Origin of the sequence: uncultured Desulfosarcina sp. (assembly GCF_963664155.2) — a bacterium.
Lineage (GTDB): Bacteria > Desulfobacterota > Desulfobacteria > Desulfobacterales > Desulfosarcinaceae > Desulfosarcina.
The window spans coordinates 4,610,703-4,622,937 of record NZ_CAXXXH010000001.1 but is presented as its reverse complement, the minus strand read 5'-3'; the positions used below and the strand labels follow the sequence as shown (position 1 = coordinate 4,622,937).

Annotated in this window: 16 protein-coding genes; all 16 read right to left on the bottom strand. The window is 52.9% G+C overall.

The annotated features are described in order from the left end of the window. Window positions 1-12: 12 nt before the first annotated feature. The 16 genes from rplN to rpoC all read right to left on the bottom strand — a co-directional run bounded on the left by rplN (window position 13) and on the right by rpoC (window position 12,235). The gene (gene rplN, locus ACHZBS_RS21045) at window positions 13-381 is read right to left on the bottom strand and encodes a 50S ribosomal protein L14 (RefSeq protein ID WP_319408475.1); all 369 of its coding nucleotides are present in this window, start codon (window positions 379-381) and stop codon (window positions 13-15) included. An 18-nt stretch (window positions 382-399) separates the two neighbouring features. Next, window positions 400-657 (bottom strand): 30S ribosomal protein S17, encoded by a 258-nt coding sequence (rpsQ, locus tag ACHZBS_RS21040; RefSeq protein ID WP_319408474.1) that lies wholly within the window; start codon window positions 655-657, stop codon window positions 400-402. Window positions 658-684: 27 nt separating this feature from the next. Continuing rightward, complete coding sequence (gene rpmC / locus ACHZBS_RS21035; RefSeq protein ID WP_319408473.1) at window positions 685-870, bottom strand: 50S ribosomal protein L29; 186 nt, start codon at window positions 868-870, stop codon at window positions 685-687. Then, entirely contained in the window at window positions 870-1,283 is a 414-nt protein-coding gene (gene rplP, locus ACHZBS_RS21030) for a 50S ribosomal protein L16 (RefSeq protein ID WP_319408472.1), read from the bottom strand. Before rplP ends, rpmC begins: the two co-directional genes overlap by 1 nt. An 18-nt stretch (window positions 1,284-1,301) precedes the next feature. Further along, a complete protein-coding gene (gene rpsC / locus ACHZBS_RS21025; RefSeq protein WP_319408471.1) occupies window positions 1,302-1,952 on the bottom strand; it encodes a 30S ribosomal protein S3 in 651 nt (216 codons plus the stop codon). 12 nt (window positions 1,953-1,964) lie between these two features. After that, the gene (gene rplV / locus ACHZBS_RS21020) at window positions 1,965-2,306 is read right to left on the bottom strand and encodes a 50S ribosomal protein L22 (protein WP_319408470.1); all 342 of its coding nucleotides are present in this window, start codon (window positions 2,304-2,306) and stop codon (window positions 1,965-1,967) included. Between the two features lie 16 nt (window positions 2,307-2,322). Next, complete coding sequence (rpsS, locus tag ACHZBS_RS21015) at window positions 2,323-2,604, bottom strand: 30S ribosomal protein S19 (protein ID WP_319408469.1); 282 nt, start codon at window positions 2,602-2,604, stop codon at window positions 2,323-2,325. A gap of 75 nt (window positions 2,605-2,679) precedes the next feature. Next, window positions 2,680-3,504, bottom strand: coding sequence for a 50S ribosomal protein L2 (gene rplB / locus ACHZBS_RS21010; protein ID WP_319408468.1), 825 nt, complete (start codon window positions 3,502-3,504; stop codon window positions 2,680-2,682). 17 nt (window positions 3,505-3,521) lie between these two features. Continuing rightward, window positions 3,522-3,809 carry a 50S ribosomal protein L23 gene (gene rplW, locus ACHZBS_RS21005; protein ID WP_319408467.1) on the bottom strand — a complete coding sequence of 96 codons (288 nt, stop codon included), beginning with the start codon at window positions 3,807-3,809 and terminating at the stop codon, window positions 3,522-3,524. Beyond that, entirely contained in the window at window positions 3,809-4,429 is a 621-nt protein-coding gene (rplD, locus tag ACHZBS_RS21000; protein WP_319408466.1) for a 50S ribosomal protein L4, read from the bottom strand. The genes rplW and rplD overlap by 1 nt, the downstream gene beginning before the upstream one ends. Window positions 4,430-4,515: 86 nt before the next feature. Continuing rightward, window positions 4,516-5,145: a 50S ribosomal protein L3 gene (gene rplC, locus ACHZBS_RS20995; RefSeq protein WP_319408465.1), complete on the bottom strand. Its 630-nt coding sequence runs from the start codon at window positions 5,143-5,145 to the stop codon at window positions 4,516-4,518. Between the two features lie 15 nt (window positions 5,146-5,160). After that, window positions 5,161-5,472, bottom strand: a complete 312-nt coding sequence (gene rpsJ / locus ACHZBS_RS20990; RefSeq protein WP_394708015.1) for a 30S ribosomal protein S10 — start codon at window positions 5,470-5,472, stop codon at window positions 5,161-5,163. Between the two features lie 17 nt (window positions 5,473-5,489). Further along, entirely contained in the window at window positions 5,490-6,683 is a 1,194-nt protein-coding gene (gene tuf / locus ACHZBS_RS20985) for an elongation factor Tu (protein ID WP_319408454.1), read from the bottom strand. 126 nt (window positions 6,684-6,809) lie between these two features. After that, the gene (rpsG, locus tag ACHZBS_RS20980) at window positions 6,810-7,280 is read right to left on the bottom strand and encodes a 30S ribosomal protein S7 (RefSeq protein WP_319408464.1); all 471 of its coding nucleotides are present in this window, start codon (window positions 7,278-7,280) and stop codon (window positions 6,810-6,812) included. Between the two features lie 56 nt (window positions 7,281-7,336). After that, entirely contained in the window at window positions 7,337-7,708 is a 372-nt protein-coding gene (rpsL, locus tag ACHZBS_RS20975) for a 30S ribosomal protein S12 (RefSeq protein ID WP_319408463.1), read from the bottom strand. Between the two features lie 114 nt (window positions 7,709-7,822). Continuing rightward, the gene (gene rpoC / locus ACHZBS_RS20970; protein WP_319408462.1) at window positions 7,823-12,235 is read right to left on the bottom strand and encodes a DNA-directed RNA polymerase subunit beta'; all 4,413 of its coding nucleotides are present in this window, start codon (window positions 12,233-12,235) and stop codon (window positions 7,823-7,825) included.

Below are 12,235 nucleotides of genomic sequence, written 5' to 3'. Positions count from 1 at the left end.
CGGGGCCTTGAATTAAAGCACCTCGGGTGCAAGTGATACGATTTTCATAAATCGCTTGGCACGAAGCTCTCGGGCTACCGGTCCGAAGATACGAGTACCGAGAGGTTCACGCTGATTATTGATCAACACGGCGGAGTTGTCGTCGAATCGAATGAATGACCCATCGGGCCTCCGAATTGCTTTTTTGGTTCTGACCACGACTGCCTTGAGGACATCGCCTTTTTTAACCTTGGCGTTGGGAATGGCTTCTTTTACAGTAACCACAATGATGTCGCCAATGCCCGCATACCGTCTCTTGGATCCCCCCAAAACTTTGATGCAGTAAACCGCACGTGCGCCCGAGTTGTCCGCTACCGTCAGTTTTGTTTCGGTCTGAATCATCTTTATTGTCCTTTATCGCTATACGGCTTTTTCGATAATGTCAGTAATGCGCCACCGCTTGAGCTTACTGATCGGACGGGATTCCGTAATCAGCACCTTATCTCCGATGTTGCATCTATTTTCATTATCGTGAGCGGCGAATTTATTGCGTCGTCGGATATATTTCTTATAAAGCGGATGTTTAACCAGCCGTTCAACCTGAACAACGGCAGTTTTGTCCATCTTATCGCTGACCACGGTACCCACGAGTTGTCTTTTTATTCCACGATTTTTCATGACCGCATCTTAATCTTTTGTAAGGGTTTATATTTTTTCGTTCAAAATGGTTTTCAACCGGGCAAGATCCCTTTTGGTTTCCCCAATCTTTTTGGGATTTTCCAGTTGCCCGATTTCATGCTGAAACCGAAGATTGAACAAGGATTCCTTCAGATCGGCGACCTTCTGCTGAATTTCTTCGGCGTTGAGGTCTCTGATTTCGGTCGCTTTCATTACAGCTCGCTCCTCTCCACAAACCGGGTTTTAATGGGAAGCTTGTGGGCCGCGAGGCGAAACGCCTCCTGGGCCATTTCCCGGCTGACACCGGTCATTTCATAAAGCAAACGCCCAGGCCGTATGATGGCCACCCACCCTTCAGTTGAGCCTTTTCCCTTACCCATACGGACTTCGGCAGGCTTCTTGGTAAAAGGCTTATCCGGAAATATGCGGATCCAGATTTTCCCTCCCCGTTTGACGTGGCGGGTCATGGCAATACGTGCCGCTTCGATCTGTTTGGAGGAGATTTTACCGCAATCGGTGGCCTGCAACCCAAATTCTCCAAAACTCAGATCGCTTCCCCGGTAAGCGGCCCCCTTCATTCTTCCTTTTTGACTTTTACGATATTTGACCTTCTTAGGGCTCAGCATTTCGTATCTCCCACAAGCCTAACCACGAATTTCGGCTTGATCCTTTTTGAGAATTTCGCCATGGAACACAAACACTTTAATTCCGACGAGTCCATAAGTGGTGCGAGCTTCGGTGGTTCCGTAGTCGATATCCGCCCTCAGGGTATGCAAGGGCACCCGCCCCTCACGGTACCATTCGGTACGGGCCATTTCAGCCCCGCCAAGTCGGCCCGAACAGATGATTTTCACGCCCTGAGCGCCGAACCGCATGGCGGAGGAAACCCCGCGCTTCATGGCTCGCCGGAAAGCGACTCGCCGTTCGATCTGCATGGCCACGTTTTCTGCGACCAATTGGGCATCCACTTCTGGTTTCCTGACTTCCTGAATGTCGATCAGGACTTCCTGGCTCACACGACCTTCGAGTTGCTTCTTGAGCTTTTCGATCTCCGAACCCTTTTTCCCAATGACAATACCGGGACGAGCCGTAAAGATTCGAAGTCTGACCCGCCGGGTGGATCGTTCAATTTCTATTTTAGCAACGCCGGCATGATGAAGTTTTTCTTTGATAAACTTGCGAATCTGATAGTCCTCAAAGATGTAGTCTGCATATTTTTTGCCGGCAAACCACCGGGATTCCCAGGTTTTTACGATCCCCAGCCTCAGTGAGATAGGGTTGACTTTCTGGCCCAAGCTATTTCCTCCTTACTGTACGGAACCTTCTGCTAACACGACGGTAATGTGAGCGGTTCTTTTAAGTATTCGCGCCCCTCTTCCCCTGGCCCTCGCTTTGAACCTTTTTAGGGACGGCCCCTGATCGACAATCAAATTCCTGACAATCAACTCGTCGACGTCGATACTTGTGTTCTGGTCTGCATTGGCAACAGCAGAACGAACGATTTTTTCGACGATACCGGCAGACTTTTGCGGCATGAATTTTAGTGCGTTAATGGCTGCTTCGGCCGGTTTCCCCTTGATGGCATCGACCAGCATCCTCACTTTCTGAGGAGAAATGCGCACATATCGTTGTGTAGCTTTGACCTCCATTTAGGGCCTTCCTTTTTTATCTTTTAACCTTGGATTTCTTGTCCGCTGCATGCCCGTAATAGGTCCGCGTCGGCGAGAATTCCCCTAGTTTATGTCCAACCATATTTTCAGTGACGAAAACCGGAAGAAATTTCCTGCCATTGTGCACGGCAAGCGTGATACCGACCATTTCGGGCAAAATGGTCGAGCGCCGCGACCATGTTTTGATTACCTGGTTGCTTCGGGTGCCTTGGGCCGCGGACACTTTCTTAAAAAGCTTCTGGTCGATAAAAGGACCTTTTTTTAACGAACGGGGCATGATGTCTCCTGATGATTGTCCATTTCAAACCGAACAGCCTGCGGATCAATGCAGGTTTGTTCAGAAGGTATTTGCTTATTTCGTGCGCCGTTTGACGATGTAGCGATCAGTGCGTTTATTCTTTCGGGTGCGGTAACCCTTAGTGGGTATGCCCCAGGGAGAACAAGGATGCCTGCCACCGGATGACCGGCCTTCGCCACCCCCCATGGGATGATCTACCGGGTTCATGGCAACGCCGCGAACCTTAGGTCGGCGGCCTTTCCATCGATTTCTGCCGGCTTTTCCAAGGGAAACGTTTTCATGGGTAATGTTGCCCAGTTGCCCCACGGTGGCCTTGCAGTTGAGCAACACCATCCGAACTTCACTCGACGGCAGTTTAACCAAGGCGTAGCGGTCTTCCTTGGCCATCAACTGTGCAAACGTTCCGGCACTGCGAACGATCTGACCACCCTTACCGATCCGAAGTTCGATATTATGAATGTGTGTGCCAAGGGGAATGTTGGCCAGCGGCAAAGCATTTCCCGGCTGAATATCCGCCTCGGGGCCCGCCATGACCGTGTCACCGACGGAGAGCTTAAGAGGCGCGATGATATATCGCTTTTCACCGTCTGCGTAGTGCAGCAGGGCAATGCGGGCAGACCGGTTGGGATCATATTCAATCGCGGCAACTGTTGCAGGAATGCCTTCCTTATCGCGCTTGAAGTCGATGATTCGGTAGAATCGTTTATGCCCGCCACCACGGCGCCTGCTGGTAATGCGGCCGTTTACGTTCCTGCCCCCTGTTTTTTTCAGAATCCTGACCAGGCTTTTTTCCGGGGTGGTCTTGGAGATCTCTTCGAAACCGGAGAAGCTCTGGAAGCGTCTTCCCGGGCTGGTCGGTTTAACTTTTTTTACTGCCATCGTTATACTCCTAGCGTCTATACACCTTCAAAGAAATCGATCCGTTCACCAGGCATCAGGGTAACGATGGCCTTCTTCCAGTCCTTGCGTTTCCCCAGAATTCGACCCCGTCGCTTGATTTTCCCCTTGACATGGACCGTGCGTGTTTTGGCCACTTTCACACTGAATATCTTTTCGATGGCCCGGGCAATCTCAACGCGGTTGGCGCGCATATCCACCTCGAAAGAGAGCTGGTTATTCTCCTCTTTCTGGATATTGGTTTTTTCGGTGATGACGGGTCTTTTTATTATGTCAAACTGATTCATCAGCCCAATCTCCCCTCTATCCCTTCAATAGCCTGCTGAACGAGAATCAGCGTGGGGTATTTAAGGATGTCGTAAACATTCATCCCTTGCGTCTGAAGAACCTTGACACCAGGCACATTACGTGAGGAAAGCTCCAGCCGCTCGTTTTTCTCTCCGGTGATAATCAGTGCCTTTTCGGCATTGAGCCCCTTGATGATTCCTGCAAAGACCTTGGTCTTGACCGCATCGAGATCAATCTTGTCAACGATGACCAATTGCTTTTCCTGAGCTCTGCAGGTCAGCGCCATCTTCAGGGCCATTTTTCGGACTTTTTTAAGCACCTTTTGCGTGTAATCCCGTGGGTCCGGTCCAAAAACCGAGCCGCCTCCGCGAAGGACCGGAGACTTGATGTCGCCCTTTCTGGCACGCCCCGTTCCTTTTTGCCGGTAAAGCTTGTGGCGACTACCCTTGACGTCGGACCGATGCTTGACCGATGCCGAGCCCGCCCGTTTGGCAGCCAGTTGTGCGATGACAACCTGGTGCAGGACGCTCTTCTTAACCGGAACATTGAAAATCGAATCTTTCAGTTCGGTCTGAGAGACGACATCTCCGCCGATATTTACTACATCAACAACAGCCATAATGTTCCTCGTGCACTGCGCCCCCGCAAGCTCCTCGTTTCAACAGAAGAAATGAATCGCTGAAGGTGGCCTGAAGTCCTTGGTAGTTATGCAAACAGGACCTTGTTAATCGTTACGATTCCGGAACGGCACCCGGGGAGGGGGCCTTTCAGCAGGATGAGATTCTCTTCCGGGCGGATATCGACGATTTCCAGATTTCTGACCGTCTTGGTATCCCCGCCGTACTGTCCGGGCATCCGTTTTCCTTTGGTCACTCTTGATGGCCAGGCGCTACAACCGATAGATCCGGGTATCCGGTGACAATGGCCGCCGTGGGTCTCCCGCCCGCCGCCGAATCCGTGGCGCTTGATAACGCCGGAGAATCCACGGCCTTTGGAAGTTCCGGTAACATTGACCTTTTCGCCGATGGCGAAGATCTCAGGCCCGATGGCTTGCCCCAAGGAATAATCTTCCGGATTTTCGACCCCCACTTCTTTCAGCGTGGAAAAGCAGGTATCACCGCTTTTCTTAAAATGTCCTTTGAGTGGTTTAGTGGTCTTTGATTCTTTTTTGGCGTCGAAGCCCAGCTGAAGGGCTTTGTATCCGTCTGTCTTGTCGTTTTTGACCTGGGTGACCACACAGGGCCCCACCTGCAAAACGGTAACCGGGATGTATTTCCCATCCGGCGAAAACAGGGACGTCATGCCCAGTTTTTTTCCTACCAGTCCTTTACACATCTCTCTTATCCCGTGTTAAAGTTTGATCTCCACATCAACGCCAGGAGACAGATCAAGCTTCATGAGCGCATCTACGGTCTGCTGGGTCGGTTCAAGGATGTCAAGCAGCCGTTTATGGGTCCGCATCTCGAATTGCTCACGTGATTTTTTGTCCACGTGGGGAGAACGAAGGACGCAGAATTTGTTGATGGTTGTCGGCAAGGGAATCGGCCCTACCACTTTGGCACCGGTCTTCCGAGCAGTGTCAAATATATCGCTGGCCGACTGGTCCAGAAGCTTATGATCGTAGGCCTTGAGCCGGATCCGGATCTTGGAGTTCGTTATCATCGTTATAGGCTCTCTTTTTATTCAATTATCTCGCTGACGACACCGGCACCCACCGTACGGCCGCCTTCACGAATGGCGAACCGAAGCTCCTTCTCCATGGCGATCGGCGTGATCAATTCGGCCGTGATCGCCACGTTGTCACCCGGCATCACCATCTCTACACCTTCCGGCAAATTCAATATCCCGGTCACGTCCGTCGTACGAAAATAAAACTGCGGACGATATCCATTGAAAAACGGCGTGTGGCGACCACCCTCTTCCTTGCTCAAAATGTAAGCCTCGGCTTTGAACTTCGTGTGGGGCGTAATCGAACCCGGGGCGGCCACCACCTGCCCCCGCTCCACTTCGTCGCGCTTGGTTCCCCGAAGCAATACACCAATGTTGTCTCCCGCCTGACCTTCGTCAAGCAACTTCCGAAACATCTCCACGCCCGTACACACCGTCTTCGTCGTATCGCGGATACCCACGATCTCCACCGCGTCGCCCACATGCACGATTCCGCGCTCCACACGACCCGTCACCACCGTTCCGCGACCGGAAATGCTGAATACGTCCTCGATGGGCATCAAAAACGGTTTGTCCACATCGCGCTCGGGCTCGGGAATATAGCTGTCGATGGCGTCGAGAAGCTCGAAGATGCACTTGGCATCGGGAGAATCCACGTCGTCGCACTCCAGGGCTTTCAGGGCGCTGCCCCGGATGATCGGCGTGTCGTCACCGGGAAACTCGTATTTGTCCAGAAGCTCACGCAGTTCCAGCTCCACCAGCTCGATCAACTCCTCGTCATCCACCATGTCGCATTTGTTCAAAAACACCAGAATGCGGGGAACGCCCACCTGGCGGGCCAGCAGAATGTGCTCGCGCGTCTGGGGCATCGGGCCGTCATCGGCGCCGACCACCAGAATCGCTCCGTCCATCTGGGCCGCACCGGTGATCATGTTCTTGATGTAGTCCGCATGGCCCGGACAGTCCACATGGGCATAATGGCGAGTGGCCGTCTGATACTCGACATGCGCCGTCGCAATCGTAATGCCACGCTCTTTTTCCTCAGGCGCCTTGTCAATCTGATCAAAAGGAATAAAATCGGCCAGCCCTTTCAACCCGCTCAACTTCGTGATCGCCGCCGTCAGCGTCGTCTTCCCATGGTCAATATGCCCGATGGTCCCTACGTTTACGTGCGGCTTCGTCCTCTCAAATTTTTGCTTCGCCATCTCCGGGTCCTCCTGTTAGCGGGGACTGTCACCCCAACAAGGCAAAAGGCTTTGATCGTCAGGCAATTAGCAGACCTGTTCGGCGCTCAAAACCTAGTGCAGATAATATATATTAGAAGTGAATCGTTACCAGCGGAAGTGGGCAAACGCTTTATTCGCATCTGCCATCTTGTGCGTATCCTCTCGCTTCTTCACGGAAGCACCGCGCCCATTGGCAGCGTCCATCAGCTCCCCGGCCAGCTTCGCGCCAAACCCTTTTTCACTGCGCCCCCGTGCGTAACTGATGACCCAGCGAAGGCCAAGAGCCGTGCGCCGGGATGGGCGAATCTCGGTGGGAACCTGATAGGTGGAACCACCGACGCGGCGGGACTTGACTTCAATATGGGGTTTCACATTCTCCAGCGCTTTTTCAAAGACCTTTAACGGGTCTTCATTGGTTTTTTCGCTGATGATGTCAAAGGCTCCGTAAAGCAATGACTCGGCAATACTCTTTTTTCCGTCGCGCATGAGCGAAGCGATAAACTTGGATACCAGCTTGCTGTTGTGTTTGGCGTCCGGGATAATCACCCGCTCAGGCACTTCTCTTCTTCTCGGCATAGCTCACACCATTTTAAATTAAATATCGACTATCAATCAGCTTAATTACAGTAAGGCTATTTCGGCCTTTTGGCACCGTATTTCGAACGCCCCTGCCGTCGGCCATCCACACCCAGGGTGTCCAGTGTCCCACGAACGATGTGATACCGAACACCCGGCAAGTCCTTGACACGCCCTCCCCGGACCAACACCACCGAGTGCTCCTGAAGGTTGTGCCCGATCCCCGGGATGTAGGCGGTCACTTCGACACCGGTGGTAAGGCGGACCCTGGCGACTTTGCGCAACGCCGAGTTGGGTTTTTTGGGAGTCGAGGTATAAACACGAGTGCAAACCCCTCGCTTTTGAGGCGCCCCCTTCAGTGCCGGTGTATTGGTCTTTTTTTCAACCTGTTTCCGACCCTTACGCACTAACTGGTTGATTGTTGGCATATTAACCCCTTCAACTGATCATTGACATCAAATTTCTTCGTGCACAGAAACTGGCTTTGTATAGTTTAAGCCTACTCTTGTCAAGATAATTTTTACAATTCCATACAGAGCAAATCATCCTTCCGAACCACTTGCCACCACTTGAAGGTCGCGATATTCAACCACACCAGTTCCGGCGGGAACGATTCGGCCCATGATGACGTTTTCCTTGAGCCCTCGCAGTTTATCTTCTGCCCCGGCAATACTTGCATCGGTCAATACCTTCGTGGTCTCCTGGAAGGATGCCGCCGAAATGAAGCTGTCCGTACTCAGGGATGCTTTGGTTATTCCGAGGATCAACGGTTCGGCAATGGCGGGTTTGCCGCCCTTGGCGATAATGGCTTCATTGGCATCTTCGAAATTGATTTTGTCCACCTGCTCCTCGAGGATGAAATCCGTGTCTCCGACATCCACCACTTTGACCCTACGCATCATCTGCCGAACGATCACTTCGATGTGCTTGTCGTTGATGCGGACACCCTGGAGCCGGTAAACCTCCTGGACTTCATCCACCAAGTACTTGGCCAGCGCCACTTCCCCTTTGATTTTGAGGATATCCTGCGGGTTGGCAGCACCGCCGATGAGCGGTTCGCCGGCTCGGATGTAATCCCCTTCGTAGACATTGATATGCTTGCCCCGCGGAATCAGATATTCTTTCTTTTCACCCACATCCACCGGAGTGATCGTGACCCGTTGTTTGCCTTTCTTGGTGGCTTTGGAAATCGATACATAGCCGTCGATTTCACTCAATACAGCCACTTCTTTCGGCTTCCTCACCTCAAATAATTCGGCAACCCTAGGAAGACCACCGGTGATATCCTTGGTTTTGGTGGTGGCACGAGGCAGTTTGGCAATGATGTCGCCGGCTTTTACCGGATCACCCTCTTCGACAAGGACAATAGCATCCACCGGCAGCATGTATCGCGCCATCCCTGATCCTTTAGGAAGTTTAGCCGTCTTACCGTCCTCCCCCTTGATGGAGATGCGGGGCCGCTCTTCGGCGGTTTTGGATTCGATTACCGTCCGGCTTGACTTACCGGTCACCGGATCCACTTTTTCCTGGATGGTTTTCCCCGGCACCAGATCACCAAACTTGACGGTCCCATCCACTTCGGTAATAATCGGTGTGGTAAAAGGATCCCAGACGGCCATCAGATCGCCCGGATTTACCGCCTGGCCATCCTGCAACACAATATGGGCACCATAGATAACCGGGCATCGCTCGCGTTCACGTCCGGTTTCACCGACGATGGCAAACTCGCCTCCCCGGCGGTTCATGACCACCAGTTCATTGTCGGCATTTTTGACCACATTGAGGTCGACAAATTTGATTTTACCGGCAGTTCGCGCACGGATATCCGCCTGTTCGACGCGACGGCTGGCCGTACCGCCGATGTGAAATGTCCGCATGGTGAGCTGAGTTCCCGGTTCGCCGATGGACTGGGCGGCAAGTATGCCCACCGCCTGTCCCATCTCAACCGTTCTACCATGGGCCAAATCCCGGCCATAGCATTTGGCACAGACCCCGTGTTTGGTGCGGCAGGTCAACACGGAGCGGATCAGAACCATGGTAACACCGGCATTTTCAATGATCTGGGCATCGTTTTCATTGATTTCCTTGCCCGCACGGACAACCACTTCATCGGTAAACGGGTCCAATACATCTTTCACGGTGGTGCGGCCAAGGATACGCTCACTGAGCCGCTGGATTACCTCACCGCCTTCGAGCAGCGGTTCCACCTCCACACCCAGCATGGTGCCGCAATCGTGCTCCACCACTGCACAATCCTGGGCCACATCAGCCAAACGGCGAGTCAGGTATCCCGAGTTAGCGGTCTTTAACGCGGTGTCCGCGAGACCTTTCCGGGCACCGTGGGTGGAAATGAAGTACTGGAGTACGGAAAGGCCCTCCCGGAAGTTCGCCTGAATGGGCGTTTCGATAATTTCACCGGAAGGTTTTGCCATCAATCCGCGCATGCCGGCAAGCTGGCGCATCTGGTCTTTGCTGCCTCGGGCGCCGGAGTCGGCCATCATGTATATGGGGTTGAAGCTTTCCGTCTGCATCGGCTGTCCGGACTCGTCCAGTCTGGGGTTGCCCTCCCTGTCGTACAGGGGCTCCACCTTCATGGCGTCCATCATCTCATTGGCCACATCATCGGTTGCCTTGGCCCAGATGTCTACCACCTTATTGTATTTTTCACCCTGGGTGATTAGGCCTTCAGTATATTGGCGGCCGATTTCGATCACCTGCATGTCTGCCCGATTGATAATCTCCCCTTTTTTCTCAGGGATGATCATGGCGTCGATGGAAATGGAGAGCCCGCCTTTGGTGGAATACTTGTACCCGGTGTCCTTCAGTCGGTCAGCCAGGATAACCGTGGCTTTCGCCCCCAGATTCCGGTACACGAAATCGACCAGTCCGCGAAGGGCGCCCTTGTCCATCACCTTGTTGATAATTTCAAAGGGAATTTCCGGGCGTCGCTCTATCACCTGAAACAGGTGAAATCCCGAATCGGTGGCGATTATGGGAGAAATGTCGTTTTCTGACAGACCAAATAGAGCCTCTGCGTCACCGGGAGCCGCACCGAATATCCGGACGAGTTCACCTTTATTCAGCAGCCCGAGTTCACCATTGTTATCTTTGTCCGGGCTTTCGGAATAGGAACCAACGAGGTCAAAAAATTCTTCGCCGGCCTGCGCCTTTTTTGAGATTTTGATCATGGTTTTCTCATCGTGAACCATGATGTGGCGCAAGCGGACCACCTCTTCTTTCGGCATGATCTCCCAAAGGAGAATCCGGCCTACCGTGGTTTTCACCCGCTTGCCATCGATACGGACCCTGATGTTAGCGTGCAGTTCTACAGCCCGGCCGTCATAGGCGGCCCGAACTTCTTCCGGATTGGAAAATATCTTTCCTTCCCCCTTGCAGCCGTCTTTTTCACGGGTCATGTAATAAAGACCCAAAACGATATCCTGGCTGGGGACGATAATGGGGCTTCCATTTGCCGGGGAAAGAATATTGTTGCTTGAAAGCATCAGTACCCGGGCCTCGATCTGAGACTCCACGGATAGGGGTACATGAACAGCCATCTGGTCACCGTCGAAGTCGGCATTGAAAGCCGTGCAGACCAGGGGATGAAGCTGAATGGCCTTGCCTTCGATCAAGGTGGGCTCGAAGGCCTGAATACCCAAACGGTGCAACGTCGGTGCACGGTTGAGCATCACCGGGTACTCCTTGACGACTTCGTCCAGCGTGTCCCACACTTCCGGAACTTCGCGTTCAACCATCTTCTTGGCGCTTTTTACGGTTGAGACCAAGCCTTTTTGCTCCAACCGGTAGTAAACAAAAGGCTTGAACAGTTCAAGCGCCATCTTCTTCGGGAGGCCGCACTGGTGAAGCCGCAGGTTCGGCCCTACGGTGATTACCGTACGGCCTGAGTAGTCCACGCGTTTGCCCAGAAGGTTCTGGCGGAACCGGCCCTGCTTTCCTTTCAATGTGTCACTTAAGGATTTAAGTGGACGCTTGTTGGTACCGGTGATCACCCGGCCGTGACGGCCGTTGTCAAAGAGTACATCCACCGATTCCTGGAGCATCCGTTTCTCATTGCGGACGATAATTTCCGGTGCCTTGAGATCCATGAGCCGTTTGAGTCGGTTATTGCGGTTGATGACCCGGCGGTAGAGATCGTTCAGGTCGGAGGTGGCGAACCGCCCGCCCTCAAGCGGAACCAGGGGGCGAAGGTCGGGGGGAAGTACGGGAATCACGTCCATGATCATCCACACGGGCTCCAGGCCCGATCGCATGAACGCGTCCACGATTTTCAGTCGCTTCGACAACTTCTGCCGCTTGGCCACTGAATTGGTAGCCCGGATATCTTTTCTCAGTTCCTGGTAAAGTGTGTCCAGTTCGATGTTTTCCAGCAGGGCTTTGACCGCCTCCGCACCGATTCCCGCTTCGAATTTTCCAAAACCGTATGTCTCGATGGCCTCCTGATATTTGTCATCGGACAGCAATTGGCCGCGGGTCAGGGCTGTCTCTTTGGGATCGATGACGATGTACGAATCGAAATAGAGGACCTTCTCCATGTTCTTCAGGGTGATATCGAGAAGGTTGCCGATCTTGCTGGGCAGACTTTTGAGAAACCAGATATGGGAAACCGGCGTGGCCAATTCAATGTGCCCCATACGCTCCCGACGTACCTTGGACTGGATCACTTCAACACCGCATTTCTCGCAGATCACACCCCGGTGTTTCATCCGTTTGTATTTACCGCAGTTACATTCGTAATCCTTAGTCGGTCCGAAAATCTTGGCACAGAACAGTCCGTCACGCTCCGGCTTGAAAGTCCGGTAGTTGATCGTCTCCGGCTTTTTGATCTCGCCATGGGACCATTGCCGAATCTGGTCCGAGGAGGCCAGAGAGACCTTGACGCCGGTATAACGCCTGGGATCTGTCGGTTTTGAGAAAAAGTCATACAGTGTTTCCAT